Annotated in this window: 25 protein-coding genes; 14 read left to right on the top strand and 11 right to left on the bottom strand. The window is 66.3% G+C overall.

Features of this window, described 5'->3' with window-relative positions; all coding sequences use genetic code 11:
* The 6 genes from ACXAGF_RS02370 (at position 1) to ACXAGF_RS02345 (ending at position 5,605) form a co-directional block, all read left to right on the top strand.
* On the top strand, positions 1-1,170 hold the full coding sequence (locus ACXAGF_RS02370) for a M20 aminoacylase family protein (protein ID WP_475014244.1): 1,170 nt from the start codon (positions 1-3) through the stop codon (positions 1,168-1,170).
* Positions 1,171-1,486: 316 nt separating this feature from the next.
* Positions 1,487-1,729, top strand: a complete 243-nt coding sequence (locus tag ACXAGF_RS02365) for a hypothetical protein (protein ID WP_475014243.1) — start codon at positions 1,487-1,489, stop codon at positions 1,727-1,729.
* 289 nt (positions 1,730-2,018) lie between these two features.
* Positions 2,019-2,252, top strand: coding sequence for a hypothetical protein (locus ACXAGF_RS02360; protein WP_475014241.1), 234 nt, complete (start codon positions 2,019-2,021; stop codon positions 2,250-2,252).
* A 205-nt stretch (positions 2,253-2,457) separates the two neighbouring features.
* Positions 2,458-3,837: a cytochrome ubiquinol oxidase subunit I gene (locus ACXAGF_RS02355; RefSeq protein ID WP_475014240.1), complete on the top strand. Its 1,380-nt coding sequence runs from the start codon at positions 2,458-2,460 to the stop codon at positions 3,835-3,837.
* A 17-nt stretch (positions 3,838-3,854) separates the two neighbouring features.
* A complete protein-coding gene (gene cydB, locus ACXAGF_RS02350; RefSeq protein ID WP_475014238.1) occupies positions 3,855-4,859 on the top strand; it encodes a cytochrome d ubiquinol oxidase subunit II in 1,005 nt (334 codons plus the stop codon).
* 449 nt (positions 4,860-5,308) lie between these two features.
* A complete protein-coding gene (locus tag ACXAGF_RS02345; RefSeq protein WP_475014236.1) occupies positions 5,309-5,605 on the top strand; it encodes a chorismate mutase family protein in 297 nt (98 codons plus the stop codon).
* Between the two features lie 16 nt (positions 5,606-5,621).
* Here the strand turns inward: ACXAGF_RS02345 and galE are convergent, their stop codons facing one another.
* The 3 genes from galE to mscL all read right to left on the bottom strand — a co-directional run bounded on the left by galE (position 5,622) and on the right by mscL (position 8,435).
* Positions 5,622-6,614: a UDP-glucose 4-epimerase GalE gene (gene galE / locus ACXAGF_RS02340; protein WP_475014234.1), complete on the bottom strand. Its 993-nt coding sequence runs from the start codon at positions 6,612-6,614 to the stop codon at positions 5,622-5,624.
* Positions 6,615-6,688: 74 nt separating this feature from the next.
* Positions 6,689-7,855 carry a pyridoxal phosphate-dependent aminotransferase gene (locus tag ACXAGF_RS02335; protein ID WP_475014232.1) on the bottom strand — a complete coding sequence of 389 codons (1,167 nt, stop codon included), beginning with the start codon at positions 7,853-7,855 and terminating at the stop codon, positions 6,689-6,691.
* Between the two features lie 148 nt (positions 7,856-8,003).
* A complete protein-coding gene (gene mscL, locus ACXAGF_RS02330) occupies positions 8,004-8,435 on the bottom strand; it encodes a large conductance mechanosensitive channel protein MscL (RefSeq protein WP_475014230.1) in 432 nt (143 codons plus the stop codon).
* Positions 8,436-8,626: 191 nt separating this feature from the next.
* On the opposite strand from mscL, the gene ACXAGF_RS02325 reads away from it, so the two are divergent.
* Positions 8,627-12,127, top strand: a complete 3,501-nt coding sequence (locus tag ACXAGF_RS02325; protein WP_475014228.1) for a NahK/ErcS family hybrid sensor histidine kinase/response regulator — start codon at positions 8,627-8,629, stop codon at positions 12,125-12,127.
* A gap of 5 nt (positions 12,128-12,132) precedes the next feature.
* Here ACXAGF_RS02325 and ACXAGF_RS02320 read toward each other — a convergent pair whose 3' ends face one another.
* The gene (locus tag ACXAGF_RS02320; protein WP_475014227.1) at positions 12,133-12,774 is read right to left on the bottom strand and encodes a response regulator transcription factor; all 642 of its coding nucleotides are present in this window, start codon (positions 12,772-12,774) and stop codon (positions 12,133-12,135) included.
* 76 nt (positions 12,775-12,850) lie between these two features.
* Positions 12,851-13,285, bottom strand: coding sequence for a hypothetical protein (locus tag ACXAGF_RS02315; protein ID WP_475014225.1), 435 nt, complete (start codon positions 13,283-13,285; stop codon positions 12,851-12,853).
* A 114-nt stretch (positions 13,286-13,399) separates the two neighbouring features.
* Between ACXAGF_RS02315 and ACXAGF_RS02310 the strand changes: the two genes are divergently transcribed.
* Both ACXAGF_RS02310 and ACXAGF_RS02305 read left to right on the top strand, forming a co-directional pair.
* The gene (locus ACXAGF_RS02310; protein ID WP_475014223.1) at positions 13,400-13,744 is read left to right on the top strand and encodes a DUF952 domain-containing protein; all 345 of its coding nucleotides are present in this window, start codon (positions 13,400-13,402) and stop codon (positions 13,742-13,744) included.
* 1 nt (position 13,745) lies between these two features.
* Positions 13,746-14,828: a quinone-dependent dihydroorotate dehydrogenase gene (locus tag ACXAGF_RS02305; protein ID WP_475014221.1), complete on the top strand. Its 1,083-nt coding sequence runs from the start codon at positions 13,746-13,748 to the stop codon at positions 14,826-14,828.
* On the opposite strand, the gene ACXAGF_RS02300 is transcribed toward ACXAGF_RS02305, so the two are convergent.
* The 3 genes from ACXAGF_RS02300 to ACXAGF_RS02290 are packed head-to-tail and all read right to left on the bottom strand — an operon-like array spanning position 14,804 to position 16,964.
* Positions 14,804-16,156 carry an MATE family efflux transporter gene (locus ACXAGF_RS02300; protein WP_475014219.1) on the bottom strand — a complete coding sequence of 451 codons (1,353 nt, stop codon included), beginning with the start codon at positions 16,154-16,156 and terminating at the stop codon, positions 14,804-14,806. The two genes, ACXAGF_RS02305 and ACXAGF_RS02300, sit on opposite strands and share 25 nt — an antisense overlap.
* A 36-nt stretch (positions 16,157-16,192) precedes the next feature.
* On the bottom strand, positions 16,193-16,696 hold the full coding sequence (locus ACXAGF_RS02295; protein ID WP_475014217.1) for a CAP domain-containing protein: 504 nt from the start codon (positions 16,694-16,696) through the stop codon (positions 16,193-16,195).
* Position 16,697: 1 nt separating this feature from the next.
* Positions 16,698-16,964, bottom strand: coding sequence for a DUF6460 domain-containing protein (locus ACXAGF_RS02290; protein WP_475014215.1), 267 nt, complete (start codon positions 16,962-16,964; stop codon positions 16,698-16,700).
* Positions 16,965-17,118: 154 nt separating this feature from the next.
* Between ACXAGF_RS02290 and ACXAGF_RS02285 the strand changes: the two genes are divergently transcribed.
* The 4 genes from ACXAGF_RS02285 to pdeM are packed head-to-tail and all read left to right on the top strand — an operon-like array spanning position 17,119 to position 22,168.
* On the top strand, positions 17,119-18,093 hold the full coding sequence (locus ACXAGF_RS02285) for a class I SAM-dependent methyltransferase (RefSeq protein WP_475014213.1): 975 nt from the start codon (positions 17,119-17,121) through the stop codon (positions 18,091-18,093).
* Between the two features lie 33 nt (positions 18,094-18,126).
* Positions 18,127-18,762: a YitT family protein gene (locus tag ACXAGF_RS02280; RefSeq protein ID WP_475014211.1), complete on the top strand. Its 636-nt coding sequence runs from the start codon at positions 18,127-18,129 to the stop codon at positions 18,760-18,762.
* Between the two features lies 1 nt (position 18,763).
* Complete coding sequence (locus ACXAGF_RS02275) at positions 18,764-21,415, top strand: ligase-associated DNA damage response DEXH box helicase (RefSeq protein ID WP_475014209.1); 2,652 nt, start codon at positions 18,764-18,766, stop codon at positions 21,413-21,415.
* Positions 21,416-21,442: 27 nt separating this feature from the next.
* A complete protein-coding gene (gene pdeM, locus ACXAGF_RS02270) occupies positions 21,443-22,168 on the top strand; it encodes a ligase-associated DNA damage response endonuclease PdeM (protein ID WP_475019193.1) in 726 nt (241 codons plus the stop codon).
* An 8-nt stretch (positions 22,169-22,176) separates the two neighbouring features.
* Here pdeM and ACXAGF_RS02265 read toward each other — a convergent pair whose 3' ends face one another.
* Positions 22,177-22,734 carry a dihydrofolate reductase family protein gene (locus ACXAGF_RS02265; protein ID WP_475014208.1) on the bottom strand — a complete coding sequence of 186 codons (558 nt, stop codon included), beginning with the start codon at positions 22,732-22,734 and terminating at the stop codon, positions 22,177-22,179.
* 97 nt (positions 22,735-22,831) lie between these two features.
* On the opposite strand from ACXAGF_RS02265, the gene ACXAGF_RS02260 reads away from it, so the two are divergent.
* The gene (locus tag ACXAGF_RS02260) at positions 22,832-23,338 is read left to right on the top strand and encodes a winged helix-turn-helix transcriptional regulator (RefSeq protein WP_475014206.1); all 507 of its coding nucleotides are present in this window, start codon (positions 22,832-22,834) and stop codon (positions 23,336-23,338) included.
* A 10-nt stretch (positions 23,339-23,348) separates the two neighbouring features.
* Here the strand turns inward: ACXAGF_RS02260 and ACXAGF_RS02255 are convergent, their stop codons facing one another.
* A complete protein-coding gene (locus ACXAGF_RS02255; protein ID WP_475014204.1) occupies positions 23,349-24,134 on the bottom strand; it encodes a TIGR02186 family protein in 786 nt (261 codons plus the stop codon).
* A complete protein-coding gene (locus ACXAGF_RS02250; RefSeq protein WP_475014202.1) occupies positions 24,131-25,057 on the bottom strand; it encodes a sulfite exporter TauE/SafE family protein in 927 nt (308 codons plus the stop codon). Before ACXAGF_RS02250 ends, ACXAGF_RS02255 begins: the two co-directional genes overlap by 4 nt.
* Positions 25,058-25,239: the final 182 nt, after the last annotated feature.

Raw genomic sequence — 25,239 nt, 5'->3', positions numbered from 1 at the left:
ATGACCATTCGCGCCTCCCTCGCCAACTCCATGCCGGAGTTGGTCGCCATCCGCCACGACCTGCACGCCCATCCGGAACTCGGGCTGGAGGAGCTGCGCACCTCCGATGTGATTGCGCGGCATCTCGAGGGCTACGGCTACAAGGTGACCCGCGGGCTTGCCAGGACCGGCCTCGTCGCCACGCTTTCGAACGGCACAAGCCACAAGTCGGTCGGCATCCGCGCCGACATCGACGCACTACCGATCCATGAGGAGACGGGCCTGGCCTATGCCAGCAAGACGCCCGGGCTGATGCATGCCTGCGGCCACGACGGCCACACGGCCATGCTGCTCGGAGCGGCGCGCGCCATCGCCGAAAGGCGGAACTTCGACGGCACCGTCCACCTGATCTTCCAGCCGGCCGAGGAGAACTTCGGCGGAGCACGGATCATGGTCGAGGAGGGGTTGTTCGACCGCTTCCCCTGTGACGCGGTATTCGCCCTGCACAACGACCCCGGTATCCCATTCGGGCAGTTCGCCCTGCGCGAGGGGCCGATCATGGCGGCGGTGGACGAGGCGCGCATCACCGTCAACGGCCGCGGCGGTCACGGCGCCGAGCCGCAAGAGACTGCCGATCCGATCGTCGCCGGTGCCTCGATCGTGATGGCGCTGCAGACGGTCGTGTCGCGCAACATCCACCCGCTCGACCCGACGGTGGTCACGGTCGGCTCGTTCCATGGCGGCTCGGCCAGCAACATCATTCCCGAACGCGCCGAGATCGTCCTCGGCATCCGCTCCTTCGACCCGGCCGTGCGCGACGAACTGGAGCGCCGCATCCGCCTGATCGCCGAGCGACAGGCCGAGAGCTACGACATGACCGCGACGGTCGACTACCTGCGCAGCTACGATGCCACCATCAACCACAGCGCAGAGACCGACTTCTTGCGCGATCTCGCCACCCGCTTCGCCGGGAAGGACAAGGTGGTCGATCTCGCCCGTCCGATGATGGGTAGCGAAGACTTCGCCTACATGCTGAAGGAGCGGCCCGGCAGCTATTTCTTTCTCGGAGCGCGGGTCTCCGACAAGGACCGGCCGCTGCACCACCCCGGCTTCAACTTCAACGATGACCTGCTTCCCATCGGCGCCGCCTTCTGGACCGAACTCGCCGAGACCTATCTCAGGCCCGCCTGAACCGGGTTAGAGGCACATCATTTCTGGGGGCGGCGCAAAGGGATGCGTTGCCTTTGCTTTTGAGGTGCACGAACCGCCAGCGCCACGGCGGATGCTCCCAATTGGTGCCGCGCACACGGCCAGAACAGCCGATTGGCGTAGGCCGGGCAGGCGCTCGCGGGCGGGGCGGGCCGGCGCGGCCCCGCCATGCGCCGGCAATCAACAAATCGTGACGATTTATCGTTTGACACACCACTTTGCATGGGCGGGCTCTGCCCCATATGATTCGTTGCTGCACGAGGATGTCCGATGTTCCCCGCAATCAAAGGACTTCACCATGAAGACATTCATTGTATCGATCACTGTCCTGGTCTTTTCAGCCACTGGTGCATTTGCAGTTAGCGGAAATTTCGATCGCGCCAGGTTCGGCGATCCCATCATTGCGTCCAATGAAAGCATGATCGACCAGACCGTCACCGGTTCGGTCGAGCCTCAGGATTGCAAGTTTGGCGTCAAGACGGTTCGGCGCTGCGTCGATCCTTCGGCCAAGCCGCTTGAAGAAGGCACCCGCCAGAACTGACCGCTTGAAGAAGCATGTGTTCCCGGTGTGGCCGCCAGCGGCGGCGGTCATAACGGCGACGCCTGACCGCAAGCAATCGCGATCCGAGCCCCATGGAGCATTCAGCCCCGCCGGCTCGGTTTCCGCACGCATGGCTATCGCCGTCCCCTTCGCCCGGATGCGGCTTGCGCCGCCGTGACGAAAGCCGGATTATTCATTAGCAATCCTTAACATAACGTCGTTAACGCTTTATTATGCCCGTCGGACGCGAGGACACACAGCGGCACACTAACGCACCGAGGGCCTGCAGATGAAGATACTCGTTATCGCATGCACCACGCTGGTACTGTCGGCTACCGCCGCCGCCGCCTTCCCGGACAGCTTCGGCCTGCCCCACTTCGTTCAGGTCGACGAATGGCCGGGAGACGACGTGGACCGCATCGAGACCGGTTCTGTACGCAAGGCGCCCTGCGACGTCCCCAGGGCCGACGCGCGCTGCGCCGACCGCCATGACCGCGGCACACGGCAGATGCCGCTGAAGTAGGTACGACCGCACCACAAACGACCAGCGGCCCACCTCGACCGGTGAGACCGTCTGTCGCGCGCGCGAAAGCGTCGCAGTGTGACAACCTGACGTTCCCAAGCGAATTGACGTTTGCCGACCTTTCCCGCCATTCTTCGGCGTGCCGCAAAGGACGCGGCACCGCTTTTTCGCCGACCGGACCACGCCGGCCGAGGAAGGACGCTTGATGTTCGACGCCGCTCTGCTTGCCCGTTTCCAGTTCGCCTTCACGGTGTCCTTCCATATCATCTTCCCGGCCTTCTCGATTGGCCTCGCCAGCTACCTGGCGGTGCTGAACGGCCTGTGGCTGTGGAAGAAGGACGAGGTCTATCTCGAACTCTTCAACTTCTGGAAGACGATTTTCGCCCTCGCCTTTGCCATGGGCGTCGTCTCCGGTATCGTCATGTCCTACCAATTCGGCACGAACTGGGCCGTCTTTTCCGACAAGACCGGCCCGGTCATCGGGCCGCTGATGGGCTATGAGGTGCTCACTGCCTTCTTCCTCGAGGCGGGGTTCCTGGGAATCATGCTGTTCGGCCTGAACCGGGTCGGTCCGGGTCTACATTTCACCGCCACCTGCATGGTCGCACTGGGAACGCTGATTTCGGCGACCTGGATCCTTTCGGCAAACTCCTGGATGCAGACCCCGGCCGGCTTCACTATCAACGCCGATGGGCAGTTCGTGCCGACGGACTGGTGGGCGGTGATCTTCAATCCGTCCTTCCCCTACAGGCTCGCGCACATGGTGCTGGCCGCCTATCTCACCACCGCCTTCGTCGTCGGCGCGGTCGGCGCCCTGCACCTGATCCGGAACACCGCGCCGAGGCGGGCGGGCACCATGTTCTCGATGGCCATGTGGATGGCAGCGATCGTGGCGCCGGTCCAGATCTTCGTCGGCGACGCCCATGGCCTGAACACGCTGGAGCACCAGCCGGCCAAGGTGATGGCCATGGAGGGCCATTTCGACAGCCATCCGGACGGAGCGCCGCTGATCCTGTTCGGAATTCCCAACCAGGCCGAGAAGCGCGTCGACTACGCCATCGAGATCCCCAAGCTCTCGAGCCTGATCCTCAAGCACAGCCTGGACGCCCCGCTGGCCGGGCTCGACACCGTTCCCGACGAACTCGAACCGCCGGTCGCCATCGTCTTCTGGTCGTTCCGCATCATGGTGGCGATCGGCTTTGCCATGCTCGGCCTCGGTGCCTGGTCGCTCTGGTGTCGCTGGCGCGGCCGGCTCGCTTCGGACCGCTGGCTGCACCGCGCCGCCGTCCTGATGGGGCCCGCCGGCTTCGTCGCCGTCCTCTGCGGCTGGATCACCACGGAGGTCGGCCGGCAACCCTACACCGTCTACGGCCACCTCATGACGGCGCAGTCGATCTCGCCGGTGGATGGGCCGGCCGTCGCGACCTCGCTGATCGCCTTCATCGTCGTCTACTTCCTCGTGTTCGGCGCCGGCACCTTCTACATCCTGCGGCTGATGGGGCGCCTGCCGCGCGATCCGCCGGAACTGGAGGCAGGTCCGATCCGCTCGGCCGGGATCACGCCGGCGCCCGCCATTCCCGAATAGCCCCTCGGAGCCGCCTCATGACCATCGACCTGCCGTTCCTATGGGCCGCCATCATCGCCTTCGCCGTGCTGGCCTATGTCATCCTCGACGGTTTCGACCTCGGCGTCGGCATCCTTTTCCCATTCTTTCCGGAAAAGCACGACCGGGACATCATGATGAACTCGGTTGCCCCCGTCTGGGACGGGAACGAGACCTGGCTGGTGCTGGGCGGCGGCGGGCTGATGGCAGTGTTCCCGCTCGCCTACGCCACTATCCTGCCGGCGCTCTATATCCCGCTCATCGCCATGCTGCTGGGACTGATCTTCCGCGGCGTCGCCTTCGAATATCGCTGGCGCACGCGGCGCGCCGAGTTCCTCTGGAACGGCGCCTTCGCCGGCGGATCGCTGACGGCGGCGTTCTCGCAAGGGATCGCGCTCGGGGCGCTCGTGCAAGGAATTCCGGTCGAGAACCGCGCCTATGTCGGCGGCTGGTGGGATTGGCTCACACCGTTTTCCGTGGCGACCGGCATTGCCCTCGTGATCGGCTACGCGCTGCTCGGTTCGACCTGGCTGGTCATGAAGACCAGTGGCGACCTCGCCGAGCGCGCCCGCCTGTTCGCGCGGCGTGCCGCCATCGGTACGCTGGTCGCCATGGGCGTCTTCAGCCTGTGGACGCCGTTTCTCGAGCCGGCCTATCTCGATCGCTGGTTCGGATGGCCGACGGTCGGCTTCAGCATCGTCGTCCCCCTGCTCGTGCTCGGCTGCTTCGTGCTGATCCTGCACGGGCTGAACAGCAGGCACGATCGTCAGCCATTCCTTGCCTCGCTGGTCCTTTTCCTGCTGGGCTTCATCGGCATCGGCATCAGCTTCTATCCCTATATCGTGCCGACCTCCGTCACGATCTGGGAGGCGGCCGCCCCGAATGAAAGCCTCGCCTTCCTGATCGTCGGCGCGGTCGTGCTCGTGCCGATCATCCTGGCCTATACGGGCTATGCCTACTGGGTGTTCCGCGGCAAGGTCGACCCCGGAGAGGGTTACCACTGATGGCAGGTGAAGCAATGCGCAGGCTGCTGTGGTTCCTGGGGCTGTGGTCCGCGGGCGTGGCCGCGGTTGCGCTGGTCGGCCTGGTGATCAAGCTTGCACTCGGTGCCTGATCGCCCATGCCCCAAATCGCGGCGACAGCGGCCACCAGCAGAACCGGCGCGCTCACCTCGCCTCACCCTAGGTAAGCCCTGATTGCCTGGATGCAACCTATCAGCGCTTGGTAATTTAAGCCTCACTCAAGCTTCGTGTTCTAGGTTCTCCTTGGCCAGCATACGGGACCGCCGAAAACAGGAACAGGACCGCACCCTCCCTGTCTTCCGTGCGGTCCCTATGTGGCACAGCGCCGCCAGAGGGCGGCTTTCACCTTTCTTCTCCGCACAGGCTTTGTTAGAGCCATCCGCAACCGCCGCGCCGATGCGCCGGCGCACCTGACAGAAGCGGAGAGGGAAATGCCCGACACTGCAGCCGAATGCCGGACCATGGCAGACATCCGCGCGAACATCGATCGCATAGACCGCGCCTTGATGCAGTTGTTCGCCGAGCGCTGGGCCTTCATCGGTCGCGCCGCCGAAATCAAGGCCGAACTCGGCCTCAAGGCCGACATCCCCGAACGGGTCGAGGAGGTGCGTGCCCACGCCCGCGACAACGCGCGACGCCACGGGCTGGACGAATCCTTCTACGACGAGCTTTGGAGCCGGCTGATCCGGCATGCGATCGACTACGAGGCGGACCGGCTCGGGGAATAGCCGAGCCGGCGGCGATTCAGACCTGGTTACGGCGGCTGAGGTGGTCCTCCCAATCGAGCGCCGTGCGCACGATGAAGGCGAGATCGTCGTGTTGCGGTTGCCAGTTCAGCTCCTTCATTGCGATCGCCGGATTGGCGACGATCGACACCGCATCACCCGGTCGCCGCCCGGCGACCCGCACCGGAAAGTCGATCCCCGAAACTTCCTTCACCCGGCTCAGCACCTCGAGCACGGAGAAGCCGCGGCCGTAGCCGCAGTTGGCGACGATCGACCCGCCACCGGCGCGCATGCGCTCCAATGCCTTCAGATGCGCGTTGGCGAGGTCGCTGACGTGGATGTAGTCGCGCACGCAGGTGCCGTCCGGCGTCGGGTAGTCGGTACCGAACACGTCCATCCCGTCGCGCTTGCCGAGCGCGGCTTCCGAGGCGACCTTGATCAGATGCGTCGCCCCCCGCGTCGACTGCCCCGTGCGCCCGCGCGGATCGGCACCGGCGACGTTGAAGTAGCGCAGCGCCGTGTAGGTGAAGTCGTGCGCGAGTGCGGTGTCGCGCAGCATGATCTCCGTCATCAGCTTCGACGACCCGTAGGGCGATTCGGGCCGCAGGGGCGCGGTCTCATCGACGGGATCGGCCGTCTCGGGCGTGCCGTAGACCGCCGCCGTCGACGAGAAGACGAAGTGCGGGACCTTCGCCGCCACCGCCGCGGCGATCAGCGCGCGTGACTTGACGGTGTTGTTCTCATAGTAGGCGAGCGGGTCGGCCACCGATTCCGGCACGATGATCGAGCCGGCGAAATGGATGACGGCATCGACGGCGTTCTCGGCGAAGATTCGATCCAGCAGGGCCCGATCGGCGATGTCGCCCTCGTAGAAGCGCGCTTCGGGTGCGATCGCCCAGCGGAAGCCGGTGGAGAGCCGATCGACCACGACCACCTCCTCGCCGGCGTCGCACAGCGCCCAGACCATATGGGAGCCGATGTAACCCGCTCCGCCCGTTACCAATACCGCCATGCGGTGATCTCCGAATCTGTTTCAACGCCGGGCATATGAACGCGACGAGGGTGAAGAAACAATGACGCAGATCGTTAGAGTCCGGCGATATAGCGCGACAGACGCTCCGCCGCCTCGCTCACCTGCGCCGGGTCGCGCAGGAAGCAGGCGCGCATGAACAATGCGCCGCCCTCGCCGAACGCCGTGCCCGGCGCGAGGCCGACCCCGGTCTTGTCGACGATGTCGAGGGCCGTCCTGCGCACATCCTCCACGCCGTCTATCTTCAGAAAGGCGTAGATGGCGCCGTCCGGCTTCAGCGTCTCGACGCGGTTGGTGGCGATCAGCGCCTCGCAAAGCAGCGCGCGCGACCGCGTCGCCTTGTCGATGTTGGCGCGGACGAAGGCGTCGCCGGCATCGAGCGCCGCGATCGCCCCCTTTTGCATGAACTGCGCCACCCCGGACGTCGAGTACTGGACGAGATTTTCGATCAGTTGCCCCATCGCGGGCGGGGCGACGATCCAGCCGACGCGCCAGCCTGTCATCGACCAGTTCTTCGAGAACGAATTGACGAAGACGATCCGGTCGTCCTCATCCATGACGTCGAGAAACGACGGCGCCCGGCCGCCGGCATAGTGGTAGAGCGCATAGATCTCGTCGGCCATGACCCAGAGGCCGCGACGGCGGGCGATCTCGAGGATGGCGCGCAGATCGTCATGGGTCGCTGTCCAGCCGGTCGGATTGGACGGCGTGTTGATGAACAGCGCCTTCGTGCGCGGCGTGATCGCAGCCTCCACCCGCTCCAGATCGAGCTGCCATCCTCCACCGACGAACCGAAGCGGAACGGCGAGCGGAGCCACGCCCGCAATCTCCGCGGCGGCGGCGAAATTCGGCCAGGCCGGACTCAGATAGACCACCTCGTCGCCAGGCGAGGCCAGCGCCTGCAGCGCAAGCTGGATCGCCTGCATGCCCGAGCCGACGACATAGAAATGCTCGGGCGGGAGCGCATGTCCGAACTGCCGCCCGTAGTAGCGCGACAATGCCTGCCGCAACTCGGGGATGCCGCGCTGCCAGGTATAGAAGGTCTCGCCGGCCCGCAGCGCCTCCATAGCGGCATCGGAGATGAAGGAGGGGGTGGGCAGGTCCCCCTCGCCGACCCAGAGCGGAATCAGGCCCTCGCGCCCGCGCGCGTAGTTCACCACTTCGACAATGCCGCTTTCCGGCGCCTGCCGGGCGCGCGGGCTGAGACTGCTGAGAATGTCCATCGTGTCTCCGTTGACGGGCGGCCCTGCCTGCGCGCCACCCGTTCCGGAGCCCGTTCTATCTGCTTTCCCCGGCGCGATCACGCCAGTTTATCTGACGGTCCGATTGATTTTCTTGATGCGAGCAATCGCGCAAATATCCTGTCGGACGTCAGGCCGACGGTCGCGTCTTCAACAGGTCCCGGATTTCCGTCAACAGCTTGACGTCTTCCGGCGGCGGCGCGGCCTGCGCTTCCTGTTCCTTCTCGACGCTGGCGCGCACCCGGTTCACGAGCTTGATCATGAGGAAAATGATCCAGGCCAGGATCAGGAAGTTGATCAGGACCGTGATGAAGCTGCCGTAGGCGAAAACGGCGCCCTGCTCGCGCGCGGCATTGAGCGAGCTCGCCGTGACATTCGAGGAAAGCGGCAGGAAATAGTTGGAGAAATCGAAGCCGCCGCCGGTCAGTGCGCCGACGACCGGCATGACGAGGTCGTTGACGACGGAATCGACGATCTTGCTGAAGGCAGCGCCAATGATCACGCCCACGGCGAGATCCATCACATTGCCGCGGGCAATGAACGCCTTGAATTCATTGAGCATGCGAATCTCCTGTTGCTGCGTGGCACAACCAGACTAATGCAGTTTGCGCGACGGGGGAACCACTCTTGCGCGTACGCGGCGATCGTTTCGCCTTGGGACTTAAGGCTAAGGTAGCGCCGATTTTCTTCGTTGTTTGAATGGCCTATGGTTGGCGTCGGGCGGACTGCCACCCCGCCGCCCACGGAGGGCTCATGCTACCGGGCTGGACCATCTTCGCCGCGGCCTTCGCCTATCTGCTGCTGCTCTTCGCGGTGGCATCCTACGGCGACCGCAAGGCGCGCGACACGGACGCGGCCATGCGCGGCCGGCCGTTGGTCTATGCCCTCAGCCTTGCGATATATTGTACTTCCTGGACCTATTTCGGCGGCGTCGGCCTCGCCAGCGCCCAGGGGCTGGAGTTCTTCGGGATCTACATCGGCCCGATCCTGATGTTCACGCTCGGCCTGCCGCTGATCCGGCGCATCGTCAACCTTGCGAAGTCCGAGCGCCTGACTTCGGTCGCCGACTTCGTCGGCGCCCGTTACGGCAAGAGCCCCGGGGTTGCGGCAATCGTGGCGCTGATCGCGCTGATCGGCGCCATCCCCTACATCGCGCTCCAGCTCAAGGCGGTGTCGAGCTCGGTCAAGGTCGTGGTCGACTTCTACGAGTACGGTTTCGCCGATTCCCATTCCTTCATCGACCTGCCGCTCATCGTGTCGCTGTTCCTCGCCTGTTTCGCCGCCATCTTCGGCACACGCCACACCGATGCGACCGAACACCAGGACGGCCTGATCCTGGCGATCTCGATGGAGTCGGTCGTCAAGCTGCTGGCATTCGCGACCGTCGGCATCTACGTCGTCTTCTTCATGTTCGACGGACTCGGCGATCTCTGGCTGCGCGCGGCCGAGAGCGAGCGGGTGATGACGGCGCTGTCGAACGAGACGCCGCTCGCGCGCTGGCTGCTGCTGATCCTGCTCTCGGCCTTCGCCATCATCATGCTGCCGCGCCAGTTCCACGTGACCGTCGTCGAGAACCGCACCGCCGGAGAGCTGCGCACGGCCGGCATCCTGTTCCCGCTCTACCTGCTGGCGATCAACCTGTTCGTCCTGCCGGTCGCGATCGGCGGAGTGATCACCTTCCAGGGGCTTGGCGACGCCGACCTCTATGTGCTGGCGCTGCCGCTGGCGCAGGGGCAGCCGACATTGACGCTGATCTCGTTCATCGGCGGCTTCTCGGCGGCGACCGCGATGGTGATCGTCGAATGCGTGGCGCTGTCGATCATGATCTCGAACGACATCGTCATTCCCGTCGTGCTGCGGCGCAACCTGATCGGACGAGGGGAGCCGCACGAGGACCTGACGAAGACGCTGCTGTGGATCCGCCGGCTTTCGATCTTCTTCGTGCTCCTGTTCGGCTATGCCTATTATCGTTTCTCCACCTCGGGGGCGGGGCTCGCCTCGATCGGGCTGCTGGCCTTCGCGGCGATGGCGCAGATCGCTCCCGCCCTGATCGGCGGCCTGGTGTGGCGCCAGGCGAACGCCCGCGGCGCCATCGCCGGCATGATCTCCGGCCTCGTGGTCTGGGCCTACCTGCTGTTCCTGCCGAGCCTCGGCGTCAGCGACAATGCCGGCATCGCCTCCGCGATCCTCGGCTTCCTGCTGCCCGGGGTGGACGTCCTGTCCGGCGAGCACGCCGATCCGCTGGTCGCGGCTTCCGTCCTGTCGCTGATGGTCAATGTCGGCGCCTTCGTCATCGGCTCGTTGTCGCGCAGCGCGACCAACATCGAGCGACTGCAGGCCAACATCTTCATCCGCTCCCGTCCCCAGCTCGAGCGCGCCTTCCGCGGCAGCAAGACGAAGGTGACGGTGCGCGACCTGAAGAGCACGGTCGCCACTTATCTCGGCGAGGAGCGAACGGAACGCTCCTTCCACACCTACGAGCGCCAGGCCGGACGGTGGCTGGAGGACACCGCGCCGGCCGACATCGCGCTGGTGCATTTTTCCGAGCAGGTCCTCGGCAGCGCCATCGGTTCCTCGTCCGCACGCCTCGTGCTGTCGCTGACGTTGCAGCGGATCGATGAGACGACCGCCGACACCAGCTGGCTGCTCGACCAGGCGAGCGAGGCGCTCCAGTACAACCAGGGCATGCTCCAGACCGCGCTCGGCCAGATGGACCAGGGGATCGCCGTGTTCGACAGCGCCAACAACCTGATGGTCTGGAACAGGCGGTTCCGCGAGCTGCTGGACCTGCCCGAGCAGGTCGGCCAGGTCGGCTTTGCGCTCGCCGACATGGTCGACATTCTCGTCACCGAGGGGCATATCGCCGCCAGCGAACGACGCGCGATCCTGGACGGCGTGATGACCTTCGACCAGCCCTTCCAACTGGTGCTGACCGGCGGCCGACGCATCGTCGAGGTCGTGTCCAATGCCATGCCGGACAAGGGCTTCGTCGCCACCGTCACCGACATTACCGAGCGCGTCGAGGCCGATCGCGCGCTGAAGCTCGCCAACGAGACGCTGGAACAGCGCGTCGCCCAGCGCACCGCCGAACTCACGCGCGTCAACACCGCGCTGGCCGAGGCGCGCGCCGCTGCGGAGGAGGCAAACCTCGGCAAGACGCGCTTCTTCGCCGCCGCCGGGCACGACATCCTGCAGCCGCTCAATGCGGCGCGGCTCTATTCCTCTTCGCTGGTGGAGCGACTCGGCGATTCCGACAACCGGGCCCTGGTGCACAACATCGACTCCTCGCTGGAGTCGGTGGAAACCATTCTCGGCGCGGTGCTCGACATCTCACGGCTGGACACCGGCGCGATGAAGCCGCGCCTGCAGGTCGTGCAGCTCGGCGAGCTGCTGAAGCGGATCGAGACCGACTTCGCGCCGATGGCACGGGCGAAGAACCTGTCGCTGCGGATCGTGCCGAGTTCGCTGGCCGTCCGCAGCGACCCGAACCTGCTGCGCCGCCTGATCCAGAACCTCGTATCGAATGCGATCAAGTATACGCATACCGGCAAGGTGCTGGTGGGCGTGCGCCGACGCGGGCCGCACGCCTCGATCCAGGTCCTCGATTCCGGCATCGGCATCCCGTCGTCGAAGTTCCGCACCGTGTTCAAGGAGTTCGCCCGCCTGGACGAAGGCGCCCGCACGGCGCCGGGCCTCGGGCTCGGCCTGTCGATCGTCGACCGCATCTCGCGCGTCCTCGGTCATCCGGTCGACCTACAGTCGACGCCGGGAAGAGGCACGAGTTTCAAGGTGCGGGTTCCGGTCGACGCGAACGCGATCGCCCGGAAGACGTCGGAGAAGGATCTCGTCCCGGCGGGCGAGCCGCTGCGCGGCCTGCGTGTGCTCTGCATCGACAACGAGCCGAAAATCCTCGAGGGCATGCGCCTGCTCTTGTCCGGCTGGGGCTGCGACGTCCTCGCCGCCGACTCGCTCGCCGCCATCGACGCGCTACTTTCCAGCCTGTCCAACGCGCCCGACGCCGTCATCGCCGACTACCATCTCGGCGACGGCACCGGCATCGAGGCCATTGCCCGCGTGCGCCAGGCCTGCGGCGGGGACCTGCCCGGCCTGCTCGTCACGGCCGACCGCTCGGCCGAGGTGCGCGCCCTCGCCGAGGCGAACAACGTTGTCGTGCAGAACAAGCCGGTGCGGCCGGCATCGATGCGGGCGTGGCTGACGCGGCTCGCCAATCTCGGCAAGGCGGCGGCGGAATAGCGACGCTAGACGACGACGGCCGTCGCGCCGATCTTGCCGAGCTGGATCACCGCCTGGGTACGGCTGTCGACGTTCAGTTTCAGGAGGATGGCCGAGACGTGCGCCTTGATCGTCGCCTCGGAGACACCGAGTTCGTAGGCGATCTGCTTGTTGAGCAGTCCCTCGGCAAGCATCGACAGCACGCGCGACTGCTGCGGCGTCAGCGTACGCAGGCGATTGATGAGATCGCTGATCTCGGCGTCCGGCTCGATGCCGCGCTCATAGCCGCCCGGCGTGTAGATGTTGCCCTCGAGGACGGAGGCGATGCCGTCGCGGATTTCGTCGATCGACGCTGACTTGGAGATGAAGCCCGAGGCGCCGAGATCAAGCGCGCGGCGGACGGTAGCGGCGTCGTCGCTGGCCGAAACGATGACGACCGGCAGACTCGGGAACTCGGCGCGCAGCGTAATCAGTCCGGAAAGCCCGCTGACGCCCGGCATCGCCAGGTCGAGAAGCATCAGGTCGGCGTTGAGATTTTGCCCGGCCGCTGCGCGCGCCGCCTGGAAGTCGCCGGCCTCCACCACGACCGGCTCGCCCTCCGGTCCGAGCAGCGCCTGCTTCAACGCGCCCCTGAACAGCGGATGGTCGTCGGCTATGATGATTGTCATTCCTGTCGTCATGCTGGCTCCCTCCCAAGAGCACGGTCATGATCGGATCGCCGGCCGGCGTCGCGGCAACGCCCGCTCAAGTCTTCTCCGGCATCTGCTCGGCGGGCGGCTCGGCCGTCTCCTCCCCGCCCTCCAGCGACCTCACGATGTCCATGAAGCGCCGCATCATTCTTTCCATGATGCCCATGGTGCGGTCAATCTCCTCGTCCGTCGGCAGGCGCGGTTTGTCGACGGAGCGACCGGCTTGCTGCGCCTTTTCCAGTGCCTCGACCCGCCTTTCAAGCAGGTCCAGTTCCTGCTCGAAGGCGGCGCGCTCGTCCGCCGCCATACGGCAGGCGAGTTGCCCCGACGTCTCCTTGCAGATTGAAATTTCGCCGGTAACGGTATCGAGCCGGACGAAGCCCTCGGTCGTCCGTTCCATCTGGTAACGCCCCGCGCCCTCGGCAGCCAATGCCATGCCCGCCCCCAGCAATGGCAGCGAGACCGCCAGGCTCGCGATGATCTTGCGCATCCGACTTCCTCCCGAAAAGCACTCCCGGCGGCGATTTGTCCGTGGACATTGCCGCCACGATGCGGCAAGCGCTTGCCGTAGCAACCGATCGGCCGACCGCAGCGGAGAGAACCGATGCCCGATATTATATACAAGATTGTTCCGGAGAGTCTGTGGCGGTCCGCGCGGATCGCCGGGCGCTTCGACGGTGCGCCGGTGGACCTGGCCGACGGCTTCATCCATTTCTCCACCGCGAGCCAAGCGGTAGAGACTGCCGCCAAGCATTTTGCCGGCCAGACCGACCTGCTGCTGGTCGCAGTCGATGGCGCCGTGCTGGGATCGACGCTCGTCTACGAGCCGTCGCGCGGTGGCCAGCTGTTCCCGCACCTCTATGGCGCGCTCCCGCTCGATGCGGTCCTGTGGGAAAAGGCGCTGCCGCTCGGAGCGGACGGCCGGCATGTCTTTCCGGAGATGAGCTGACATGGCACTGACCGAGCTTGCCCGCAAGGGCCTGTTCCTGTTCGACCCCGAAACGGCGCACGGCCTGTCGATCGCAGCGCTGAAGAGCGGCCTCGTCCCGGCCTGCCGACCCGAGGGCGATCCGCGCCTGCAGCAGACGGTCGCCGGCCTGGCATTTTCCAATCCGCTCGGCATGGCCGCCGGCTACGACAAGAACGCCGAAGTGCCCGAGGCGCTGCTGCGCCTCGGCTTCGGCTTCGCCGAGATCGGCACCGTCACGCCGAAGCCGCAGGCCGGAAATCCCAAGCCGCGCATCTTCCGTCTGGTGGCCGACGAGGCCGTGATCAACCGGCTCGGCTTCAACAATGAAGGCCATGAGGCCGCGCTTGATCGGTTGAAGCGTTGCTCGCGCGCAGCGCTGATCGGCGTCAACATCGGCGCCAACAAGGACAGCGAGGACCGCATCGCCGACTATGTCGCCGGAATCGACCGCTTCTACGCCGTGGCGCGTTATTTCACCGCCAACATCTCCTCGCCCAACACTCCGGGCCTGCGCGACCTGCAGGCGCGCGAGAGCCTTGCGGCGCTGCTCTCTGCCGTGCTGTCCGCGCGCGCGGAGCAGGCGAACCGAAGCGGCCGACGCGTGCCGGTCTTCCTCAAGATCGCCCCCGACCTGACCGAGGAAGGGCTGGACGACATTGCCGAGGTGGCGCTGGCGCACGAACTCGACGGCCTGATCGTCTCCAACACGACGCTGTCGCGCGACGGCTTGAGCGACCGTGCCCAGGCGGGCGAGGCCGGTGGCCTCTCCGGCAAGCCGCTGTTCGAACGGTCGACGGCGGTGCTTGCCAAGATGCGCCGGCGCGTCGGCGGCGACCTGCCGATCATCGGCGTCGGCGGCGTGAACTCGGCGGAGACGGCGGCGGAGAAGATCCGGGCCGGTGCCGACCTCGTCCAGCTCTATTCCTGCATGGTCTATGCCGGTCCGGGCCTGCCCGCCGCGATCGTCAAGGGGCTGTCGTCGCTCTGCGATCGGGAGCGGCTCGGCTCGATCCGCGACATCCGCGGCACGCGCACGGCCTACTGGGCGGACCGGAAGATCTGACCGGCGAGCCGCGGCAGGCGGGCCGCGAGGAACAGTCCGCGCAAGGCGAGGAACAGGTTCAGCGACAGCCAGAGCCCGTGATTGCCGAGGATCGGCACCAGGAGCGCAAGCGCCGCGAGGTAGCCGATGAAGGCCGCGAGCATCATGTCGCGCATTTCGCGAGACCACGTCGCGCCGATATAGACGCCGTCCATCTGGAACGCGAGCGCACCGGTGACCGCCGTCAATGCCGCCCAGGGCAGGTAAGTCGCCGCTTCCGCCCGCACGCTCTCGGTGGTCGTCAGCAGGGCGATGACGTCGGTGCCGAAGATCAGGAAGAACAGCGCCGTCACGGCGCCGAAGCCGAACGACCAGAGCATTGTCAGCCGGACCGCGCGGTCGAAGGCCGGGCGATGGTGGGCGCCGATCGCACGGCCGACGATCTGCTCGGCCGCATTCGCCAGGCCGTCGAGATAATAGCTGGCGACGAGGAAGACGTTCATCAGCACCGCATTGGCGGCCAGCGACAGCGGCCCGAGCGACGAGCCGATCCGGGTCATCAGCGTGAAGGCGCCAAGCAGGACGAAGGTGCGGATGACGATGTCGCGGTTGAGGACGAACAGCGCCTTCATCCGCGCCCGGGCGAAGATCGCTCCCGCCGGTGGCCGGGCCCCGCGATCGAAGCGGCGCAGCACGAGGACCAGTCCGACCAGCATGCCGGTGGTCTCGCCGATCAGCGCGCCGGCGGCGATGCCGGCAACGCCCCAGCCGTAGCCGAGCCCGAGCATGACCGCCAGCACGATGTTGGTGCCGTTGATGATCGCCTGCAACACCAGCCCCGTGACGCCCTGCCCCCGGCCGAGGACGAAGCCGAGGATGGCGTAGTTGGCAAGCGCCATGGGTCCGGCAAGTATGCGGATGGCAAAGTAGGTGCCGGTTGCCTCGGCAACCCCCGGCGGCGGCGCCATCAGCAGCAGCCCGGCCTGCAGCAGCACCGGCGAAGCGATTGCGATCAGCAGCCCGCAGGCGAATGCGATGGCAAGCGAGCGCCAGAACACCGCCTGCTGTTCGCTGCGGTCGCCGCGGCCGAAGGCCTGCGCCACCAGTCCTGTGGTCGAGGCGCGCAGGAAATTGAAGCTACCAAGGATCAGGTCGAACAGCACCGCGCCGATTGCCAGCCCGGCCAGCGCGCTCGCCGAGCCGAGGCGTCCGGCGACCGCGGTGTTGGTCAGTCCGAGCAGCGGCGTGGTGAGGAAGCCGAGCGTCATCGGAACAGCGATCAAAAGCACCAGGCGATGAGTCACCTGGAACGGGCCACCCCCTTCGCTTGCATCGGCCGGTGTATCCATGCGTTGTCCTGCCAATTGCCGGGTCGCCACCCAGGTTCAGCTCGACAGCACCATCGCCCAGTAGGGACGGTTGCCGGACGCGGTGTTCCGGGCCTCGGCCACGCCGAGGCCGCGATAGCCGGGGCCGAGCATGTTGGCGAGGTGCCGCGGCGAGTCGACCCAGGCCCGGAAGGCACGCCCGGCGTCGTCCTGACCGACGGCGATGTTCTCCGCGGCCGGCAGCGGCACCTCCATGCCCTTCATCCGCTTGGCGAAGTTCGCGCCGATGCCGATGTTGTGCTCCATCTTGCCGGCGACAGCCATGCGCCGCGCCTGGTCGCGCGCGGCCCTGGCGGCAGCGGGATGACGCGACAGCGGCTCGAGCCCGCGGTCGCGCCGCAGCGTGTTGATCAATGCGAGGGTGGCGTCGGTCTGGTCGCTGGAATTGGAGTCGCTGCCGGCCGTGTCGAAGGTGTTGCAGCCGGCAATCGAGGCGGCGGCGAAACCGAGCGATGCCGCCAGCAGGGCCCTGCGGCCGATGGGTCTGGTCGTCTTCGTCATGTCAGCGCTTGTAGCTCAGGATGCGGATAAGCAGGAAGACCGGCACGACGATGACCGCGCCGAGCACGAGATAGTCACCGACGCGACCGAGCGCGGCGAAACCCGTTTCCCACAGGTTGATGATGAAATCGCGCACCGCGCGCAGGATGTCGTCCGGATAGAAGCCGAACACCGACATCAGGAAACCGAGCGCCACCGACAGGATGAGCAGCTTCACCGCCACCCTGAGCGGCGTATCGCCGAGGAACCTGTTTACGCCATCCGACATGCTGCCTGCTCCTGTTTTGCTGCCTGCCTCATACGGTGCCCCGGCCGGAACCGCAAGGCGAACCGCCCTCCGCCGCCGGTTTGGTGACGAATCCGCTTGCCTTTTGGCGGCGCTTGGCAAATAGCGTTGCCACCTCACAGACAAAGACGCAACCATGACCGCCGCCTCGCAGCACTCTTCCGGCGACCTGCTCGCCGATCGCCGCGCCGATTACGCCCGCATGCTCGCCGAAAACGGCGAATTTTCGGGTGCCGCCGAACTGATGGAACAGGCCCTCGAGCTTTCCCCGAACTGGGCGGCCGGCTGGTTCCGATTCGCAGAATACGCCGAGAAATCCGAGCGCCGGGCCGCTGCGGCCCTGGCCTTTGGCAAGGTGCTGGAACTGGAACCGTCCGATCCGTTCGGCGCCGAGCTGAAGCTTGCTGTTCTCGGGGCGGCGGAGGTGCCCGCGACGCCGCCGAGCCGCTACGTCGAGCAACTGTTCGACGATTATGCCGATCGCTTCGAGACCGCGCTCGTCGAGAAGCTCGACTACAGCGTGCCGCAAAAGCTCGAAGCGCTCATCGCCGAGTGCGTTGCCACCGGCCACTTCGCTCATGTCGCCGATCTTGGCTGCGGGACCGGTCTGTTCGGCGAGCGCATGCGCCATCGCGCCGGCTTCCTCGAAGGCTTCGACCTGTCAGCGAACATGCTGGCCAAGGCGCAGGACAAGGAAATCTACGACCGCCTCGCGCAGGCGGACCTTTCCTTGCCGGCCGCCGAGAGCGGCGTCTTCGGGGAAGGGTTACCGCTGGGGCGCGCCGACCTTGCCGGCGCGGCCGACGTGCTGATGTATATCGGCGAACTCGCGCCCCTCTTCGCCATCGCCGCCACGCTCGTTTCGCCCGGCGGCCATTTCGCGTTCTCGGTCGAGGATGCCGCACCGGACGCCGGCTACGTGCTGCGACCGTCGCTACGTTATGCCCACGGCGATGCCTACGTGCGCTCCCGGGCGGCCGAAGCCGGATTCGACGTGCTCCAGTCCCGGCAGACGGTGATCCGCATGGATGCCGGCGCACCGGTGACCGGGCGGCTGTTCCTCGCCCGGCGCCTCGGTCACCGCCCTTGCAATTGCTGCACCGCAATATAAGAAGCGATTGACCCATTGCTTCGGAGATACGGCATGAGCGGCGACAAGCGGCGCTTCGGCTTCTGGAATTCTGCGCCGGCGCGCCATTCGCCACTGGAGGATGCGCAAGGCATCTTCACCGGCAGCATGGTCGCGGCGCTCGGCCTGTCGCTGCTCGGCAGCGCCGGGCTGGTGGCGAGCGGCGTTGCCGGCGTCGCCTTCATCCTGCATTACCTCACCGGCTACAGCTTCGGCCTCTACTACACCGTGGTGAACATGCCGTTCTATGCGCTATCGTTATCTCGCCTCGGCAAGGCGTTCACCATCAAGACCTTCCTTGCCGTCGGCCTGACCTCGCTGATCACCGAGATCCAGCCCGGCTTTCTCTCGATCGAGGCGCTCGATCCGCTGTGGGCGGCGCTGCTGGCCGGAATCCTGCTCGGCTACGGGCTTCTGGCGCTTTATCGGCACCGGGCGAGCCTTGGCGGCATGGGCATCCTCGCCGTGTTCCTGCAGGACCGCTTCGGCTGGCGCGCGGGGCTGGTGCAACTGGCTTTCGACATGGTGGTGCTGGCCGCGGCCTTTGCCGTGGCCGCGCCGGCCATCGTACTCTGCTCGGTGTTCGGCGCCGTGGTGCTCAACCTGTTCCTGACGATCAACCACCGCTCGGACCGCTACATCGCCATGTAACATGGCCCCTGGCCTGCATGACGAGCGACAGCCTTCTTGCCGGGGGAGCCTTCCCTTTCGCCCGCGTTCGTCTAGCCTCGCACTGGTGAGCACGACCGATTCCGCCGACCGAGACCACGCCCTCCTCCCCGAGCCCTTCGCCGACTGGTTCTCGGCGCGGGGCTGGTCGCCGCGCGCCCACCAGTTGGAGCTTCTGGCCCGGACTCGGGCCGGCGAAAGCCTGCTGCTGATCGCGCCGACCGGAGCGGGCAAGACGCTGGCCGGCTTCCTGCCGTCGCTGACCGGCCTGCACGCGCGCGGGCGGGTTGCGCCCGGGTCGGGCTTCACCGGCATCCACACGCTCTACATCTCGCCGCTCAAGGCCCTTGCCGTCGACATCGAGCGCAACCTGACCCGGCCGGTCGAGGAAATGGGCCTGCCGGTGACGATCGAGACCCGCACCGGCGACACGCCGCAGTCCAAGCGCCAGCGCCAGCGCCTGAACCCGCCCGACATCCTGCTGACGACGCCGGAGCAACTGGCGCTGCTGATCGCCAACGGCGAGGCGCCGCGCTTCTTCAAGGACCTGAAGTTCGTCGTGTTTGACGAATTGCATTCGCTGGTGACCTCCAAGCGCGGCCACCTGCTCGCGCTCGGGCTTGCCCGTCTGCGCCGGCTCGCGCCCGGCCTGCGCACCATCGGGCTGTCGGCGACCGTGGCCGAGCCGATGGACCTCCGCCGCTGGCTGGTCGGTCAAGAACCGGGCGGGGCGCAACATGCCGGCCTGGTGACCGGACCGAGCGGCGCCAAACCGGTCATCACCATCCTGAAGAGCGAGCAACACATTCCCTGGTCCGGGCATTCGGCGCGCTATGCCATGCCCGAAGTGTACGAGGCGATCCGCGACCATCGCACGTCGCTGCTCTTCGTCAACACCCGCAGCCAGGCGGAACTGTTGTTCCAGGAACTCTGGCGCATCAATGAGGATACCCTGCCGATCGCCCTGCACCACGGCTCGCTCGATGTCGCCCAGCGCCGCAAGGTCGAGGCGGCGATGGCGGAGAACCGGCTGCGGGCGGTGGTCGCCACCTCGACGCTCGACCTCGGCATCGACTGGGGCGACGTCGACCTCGTCATCCATGTCGGCGCGCCGAAGGGCGCCTCGCGGCTTGCCCAGCGCATCGGCCGCGCCAACCACCGCATGGACGAGCCGAGCCGGGCGATCCTGGTGCCCGCCAACCGCTTCGAGATGATGGAGTGCCAGGCGGCGCTGGACGCCAACTACATCGGCGCGCAGGACACGCCGCCAATGAGCGCCGGCGCGCTCGACGTGCTCGCCCAGCACGTGCTCGGCATGGCCTGCGCCGCCCCGTTTGACGAGGACGCGCTCTATGCGGAGATCGCTTCCGCCGCCCCCTATGCCGCGCTCGCACGGCAGACCTTCGCCCGGGTCATCGACTTCGTCGCCACCGGCGGCTATGCGCTCAGGACCTACGAGCGCTATGCCCGGATCCGGAAGACGAAGGACGGGCTCTGGCGCGTCGCCAATCCCCAGGTCGCCCAGCAATACCGGCTGAACCTCGGCACCATCGTCGAGATGCCGATGCTCAACCTCCGGCTCGTCAGGCGCCACGCCCGCGGCTCGCTCGGCCGCGGCGGCGCCACGCTCGGCAAGGTGGAGGAGTACTTCCTCGAGACCATGACGCCGGGCGATACCTTCCTGTTCGCCGGCAAGGTGTTGCGCTTCGAGGGGATCCGCGAGAACGAGTGCCTCGTCAGCCAGTCCTTCTCCCAGGACCCGAAGGTACCGGTCTATGCCGGCGGCAAGTTTCCGCTGTCGACCTACCTCGCCGAACAGGTGCGCATCATGATTGCCGACCCGGAACGCTGGCGCCTGCTTCCCGGCCAGGTCCGGGAATGGCTGTCGATCCAGCGCGACATGTCGATGCTGCCCCGGCGCGACGAACTCCTGATCGAGACCTTTCCGCGCGGCAGCCGCCACTACATGGTGATCTACGCCTTCGAGGGGCGGCTCGCGCACCAGACGCTCGGCATGCTGCTGACAAGGCGGCTGGAACGGGCGGGGCTCAAGCCGCTCGGCTTCGTCGCGACCGACTACTCGCTCGGCGTCTGGGCGCTGGACGACCTCGGCGCCGCCTTCCGGGCCCGCCGGCCGGCGCTGTCAGACCTGTTCGACGAGGATATGCTCGGCGACGACCTGGAAGCCTGGCTCGACGAAAGCTGGATGCTGAAGCGCACCTTCCGCAATTGCGCCGTGATTGCCGGCCTTATCGAACAGCGCCATCCGGGCCGGGAAAAGTCCGGACGGCAGGTGACGGTGTCGGCCGACCTGATCTATGACGTGCTGCGCAGCCACGAGCCGGACCACATCCTGCTCGAGGCGACCCGGCAGGACGCGGCGTCGGGCCTTCTGGACATCGAGCGCCTCGGCACGATGCTGGCCCGGATCAAGGGCCACATCACCCACCGCGCGCTCGACCGCATCTCGCCGCTCGCGATCCCGGTCATGCTGGAGATCGGCAAGGAGCCGGTGAGCGGGGAGGCGCACGATTCGGTGTTGGCCGAGGCGGCCGCGGACCTGATCGCCGAGGCCATGGGCGATGCGGTACTGGACGTGGCGACGGCAGGCGGGCGACCGGGAAAGGCGCGGTGAAGACAGGGTGAAGGCGAGATGGCAATGATCAACAGGTTGGCGCTGGCAAGCGCTGAGATCCGAGACTTCGGCAGCCTGTCGGCGCGCACCGTCGTCGCCGGCGTGGAGGCGGTGTGCGATCCCTTCGGCTCGCTCTACCTGCCCGAGACGCGCCTGCTGGTCATTTCCGACCTGCACCTGGAGAAGGGCGCCGCCTTCGCCCGCCGCGGCATGCTTCTTCCCCCCTATGACACGCTGGCGACGCTGAAGATCCTCGAGGCGGTCATCGCCCGGCACGACCCGGCCATCGTCGTCAGCCTTGGCGACAATTTTCACGACCGCGCCGGCTCGGTGCACCTGCCCGACGTCTTCCGTTCGCGGATCCATCAGATGGCGCGCGGTCGCGACTGGATCTGGATCAACGGCAACCACGACCCGGACGGCACGACCGGCCTGCCGGGCCAGTCGGCGGATGAACTGCACTTTTCCGGGCTCGCCTTCCGCCACGAGCCCTCGGCCGGCACAGCCACCGGTGAGATCGCCGGCCACCTGCATCCGTCGGCAACGGTTCGCCGGCGCGACAAGTCCGTGCGCCGGCCGTGCTTTGCCACCGACGGCAACCGCTTGCTGATGCCCGCCTTCGGCGTCACCACCGGGGGACTTGATCTGCGCCATCGCGCGATGACCGGGCTGTTCGAGCGCGAGAACCTCGTCGCCCACCTCCTTGGCCGCGACCGCGTCTATTCCGTCCGCTTCGCCAACCTTCTGGCCTGAGTATCCTGTCAGGCTGCCTTCGGCGCGTAGCGCAGGATGACCGTGCCGGTCTTCAGCGGCCGTGCCTCGATCAGATCGAACCGGCTGGCGGCGTCCCTGTCCTTGAAGAATCGGGTCCCCTTGCCGAGCACGGTCGGCACGAGGCCGAGCATCAGTTCGTCTATCAGCCCCGCGGCCAGCAGTGTGGCGGTGAGATCGGCGCTGCCGAAGACAAAGATGTCCTTGCCCGGCTCGGCCCGCAACCGGGTTACCGCGTCGACGATGCGGTCGGTCACCTGCGTGTTGTTCCAGTCGGACTGGCGGAGGCTGCGGGAGGCGACAAGTTTCGGCAGGGCGTTCATGAAGGCCTTCGTCTCGGTCTCCTCCTCGGTCGTCGTCCAGTAGGCCTTCATTCCTTCATAGGTGACGCGTCCGAAAACCAGGAGCCGGGCTCGCCTGCCGAACTCGGCGCTCATCGCGTCGAGCTCCTCGCCCCAGGCGTCGTTGTGGAAGGCAAGATCCCACTTCTGCGCGCCCTCGAAGCGGCCGTCCAGGGTAATCAGGTCCCACGCGATGACCTTGCTCATCTCGTTCACCTCGACAAGAGTACTGATTGCATTTTGAAATCGGTTGAAGGCTAGAAAATCCGATGGCAAAGTGCAAGCAGATTTTCCGGAGTACGCGATGAAGGAAGACCATCGGTCGGGTTGCCCGATCAATCTGACCCTTGAGGTGCTCGGCGACCGCTGGAGCCTGATCGTGATCCGCGACATGATGTTCGGCAATCGCCGGCATTTCCGAGAGATCCTGACCCTGTCCGAGGAGGGTATCGCCTCCAACATTCTCGCCGACCGGCTCAAGCGGCTGGTGGAGAAGGGCCTGATCACCCGGGCGGACGATCCGAGCCACAGGCAGAAGGCACTCTACAGCCTGGCCGACATGGCGATCGGGCTCGTGCCGCTGCTGGCGCACATGGGGGCCTGGGGGCGCCGCCATCTTCCGGCCAGCGAGGAGCTCAGCATCCGCGCCGAACTCCTGGAACTGGGCGGGCCGGCGATGTGGGACGCCTTCATGGACGAGTTGCGCGCCATCCATCTCGGCGCGGCCGCGCCGAAGCGATCGGTGATGGCGGAACTGCAGAAGGCCTACGAGACGGTGGTCGCGAAGGCAGCGAGGACCGCCTCCGGATGAGCCGCGCCAGCTAGTCCCTGCGGAAGACCACACTCGCAATCCAGCCTGTCATCACCGCAAGCGTGACGGCAAGGAAGCCGTAGGAGAGCGGGTGATTGTAGGCGGCATTGGAGATCATCTGCTCGACGCCGGTCTTGACCACGCGCAGCGGCAGCGCCTTCTCGCTGATGAAGACGCCGTCGCGGAACAGATGGGCCCGTACGACATGGGTGCCGTTGGGCACGTTCGCGGGAAGGCGGACGGTCGCCTTGAACAGGCTGGCGCTGATGAACTGCACGCCGCCCGGATCGCGCTGGTAGAAGCCCCGCGCCTCCTTGAGCCGGCGGAACGACTCGCGGAATTCCGCCACCTGGCTGCCGTCACCGATGAAGCCGATCGGATCGAGCCGGATGTGGTGCAGACCGACGCCGATGCTGTTGAGCACCGGCGTGGGGGCGATGTTCTCGACGTCGCGCGTGCTCGACAACGAATAGGACTCCGGCGCCAGCTCGAACGTCATCGAGTGGCGGTTGATCCAGATGCCGAGCACCCGCTCCTTGCGGCGCACCGTCTGATTGTCCTTCGGCCCCTCCAGCGCCACGACGATATCGTACTTGCGCTGCGCCAGCAGGCTGGCGTGATAACCCTCGATCGCGCCGAAAATGGTGAGATCGGCGCCGCGAAAGTCGGACGTGATGGCGATCTCGTCGGTCGAGATGCCGATCTCCAGTTTCTCGGCAAACTCCGGCCGCTGCGCGGCGGCAGGGACGCCCCAAAGGGCGATGGCGACGGAAAGGACGCGTGCGAGCACGTTCATGGCCGTACCCCCTCGCTGACGACGGAGTAGATGTCTTCCGGCGTCACCACCAGATCGACCGCAAGACGCAGGCCGACCGCCAGAACCAGAAGCGCCAGCAACGCGCGCAGTTGCTCGCCGCGGAGACGCTGGCCGACGCGTACGCCATACTGGGCGCCGATCACACCGGCCACCATCAGGATGAAGGCAAGCACGATGTCGACCGAATTGTTGGTGGTCGCCTGCATGATCGTGGTGTAGGCGGTGACGAAGACGATCTGGAACAGCGACGTGCCGACGACCACGTTTGTCGGAATGCGCAGGAGATAGATCATGGCCGGCACCATGATGAAGCCGCCGCCGACACCCATGATCGAGGTCAGGATGCCGACCGAGAAACCGAGCACAACCACCGGGATGACACTCAGGTAGATCTTGGATTTCTTGAACTTCATCTTCAGCGGCAAGCCATGCACCCAGTTGTGGTGCCCCGGCTTGCGCAGCGTGACGGGTTGGTTCTTGGAGGCACGACGCAACGCCCTGACGCTCTCGGCCAGCATCAGCGCGCCGACGACGCCGAGCAGCAGCACGTAAAGCAGCGAGATGACAAGGTCGAGCTGGCCGACGCGCCGCAACAAGGCAAACAGCCAGACACCGGCCGTCGCACCGCAAAGCCCCCCGATCAGCAGCACGGTGCCAAGCTTGATATCGAGCGAACCGCGGCGAAAATGGGCGAGCGCGCCGGAAATCGACGAGGCAACGACCTGGTTGGCCCCCGTCGCAACCGCCACCAGTGGCGGGATGTTGTAGAAAATCAGCAGCGGCGTGATCAGGAAGCCGCCGCCGACACCGAACATGCCGGAAAGAAAACCGACCGCCGCCCCCATGCCGAGAATGATGTAGATGTTCACCGAAAGCTCGGCGATGGGCAGATAAACCGTCACAGCATTACCCCGATGGGCCGCAGGCCCGACCTTCCGGCGTCCTCTGACACCGCCCTGAACTGCTATCGACCGAACCCGGCTCGGCGGGTTTTCGGGCTTGCGGGGTCGGCCATACATACGCACCGGGCGCGCCATAGGCACGCCCGGTCGCCAATTCGTCCGCTCAATCTGGCAGCACTGCA

It is taken from the genome of Mycoplana sp. ABR4_002 (assembly GCF_056159645.1).
This window is presented reverse-complemented; position numbering and strand designations above follow the sequence as displayed.

Coding starts and splice junctions, on each gene's coding strand:
- ACXAGF_RS02370 (WP_475014244.1), top strand. CDS start 1: ATGACCATTCGCGCCTCCCTCGCCAACTCCATGCCGGAGTTGGTCGCC.
- ACXAGF_RS02365 (WP_475014243.1), top strand. CDS start 1,487: ATGAAGACATTCATTGTATCGATCACTGTCCTGGTCTTTTCAGCCACT.
- ACXAGF_RS02360 (WP_475014241.1), top strand. CDS start 2,019: ATGAAGATACTCGTTATCGCATGCACCACGCTGGTACTGTCGGCTACC.
- ACXAGF_RS02355 (WP_475014240.1), top strand. CDS start 2,458: ATGTTCGACGCCGCTCTGCTTGCCCGTTTCCAGTTCGCCTTCACGGTG.
- cydB (WP_475014238.1), top strand. CDS start 3,855: ATGACCATCGACCTGCCGTTCCTATGGGCCGCCATCATCGCCTTCGCC.
- ACXAGF_RS02345 (WP_475014236.1), top strand. CDS start 5,309: ATGCCCGACACTGCAGCCGAATGCCGGACCATGGCAGACATCCGCGCG.
- galE (WP_475014234.1), bottom strand. CDS start 6,614: ATGGCGGTATTGGTAACGGGCGGAGCGGGTTACATCGGCTCCCATATG.
- ACXAGF_RS02335 (WP_475014232.1), bottom strand. CDS start 7,855: ATGGACATTCTCAGCAGTCTCAGCCCGCGCGCCCGGCAGGCGCCGGAA.
- mscL (WP_475014230.1), bottom strand. CDS start 8,435: ATGCTCAATGAATTCAAGGCGTTCATTGCCCGCGGCAATGTGATGGAT.
- ACXAGF_RS02325 (WP_475014228.1), top strand. CDS start 8,627: ATGCTACCGGGCTGGACCATCTTCGCCGCGGCCTTCGCCTATCTGCTG.
- ACXAGF_RS02320 (WP_475014227.1), bottom strand. CDS start 12,774: ATGACAATCATCATAGCCGACGACCATCCGCTGTTCAGGGGCGCGTTG.
- ACXAGF_RS02315 (WP_475014225.1), bottom strand. CDS start 13,285: ATGCGCAAGATCATCGCGAGCCTGGCGGTCTCGCTGCCATTGCTGGGG.
- ACXAGF_RS02310 (WP_475014223.1), top strand. CDS start 13,400: ATGCCCGATATTATATACAAGATTGTTCCGGAGAGTCTGTGGCGGTCC.
- ACXAGF_RS02305 (WP_475014221.1), top strand. CDS start 13,746: ATGGCACTGACCGAGCTTGCCCGCAAGGGCCTGTTCCTGTTCGACCCC.
- ACXAGF_RS02300 (WP_475014219.1), bottom strand. CDS start 16,156: ATGGATACACCGGCCGATGCAAGCGAAGGGGGTGGCCCGTTCCAGGTG.
- ACXAGF_RS02295 (WP_475014217.1), bottom strand. CDS start 16,696: ATGACGAAGACGACCAGACCCATCGGCCGCAGGGCCCTGCTGGCGGCA.
- ACXAGF_RS02290 (WP_475014215.1), bottom strand. CDS start 16,964: ATGTCGGATGGCGTAAACAGGTTCCTCGGCGATACGCCGCTCAGGGTG.
- ACXAGF_RS02285 (WP_475014213.1), top strand. CDS start 17,119: ATGACCGCCGCCTCGCAGCACTCTTCCGGCGACCTGCTCGCCGATCGC.
- ACXAGF_RS02280 (WP_475014211.1), top strand. CDS start 18,127: ATGAGCGGCGACAAGCGGCGCTTCGGCTTCTGGAATTCTGCGCCGGCG.
- ACXAGF_RS02275 (WP_475014209.1), top strand. CDS start 18,764: ATGGCCCCTGGCCTGCATGACGAGCGACAGCCTTCTTGCCGGGGGAGC.
- ACXAGF_RS02265 (WP_475014208.1), bottom strand. CDS start 22,734: ATGAGCAAGGTCATCGCGTGGGACCTGATTACCCTGGACGGCCGCTTC.
- ACXAGF_RS02260 (WP_475014206.1), top strand. CDS start 22,832: ATGAAGGAAGACCATCGGTCGGGTTGCCCGATCAATCTGACCCTTGAG.
- ACXAGF_RS02255 (WP_475014204.1), bottom strand. CDS start 24,134: ATGAACGTGCTCGCACGCGTCCTTTCCGTCGCCATCGCCCTTTGGGGC.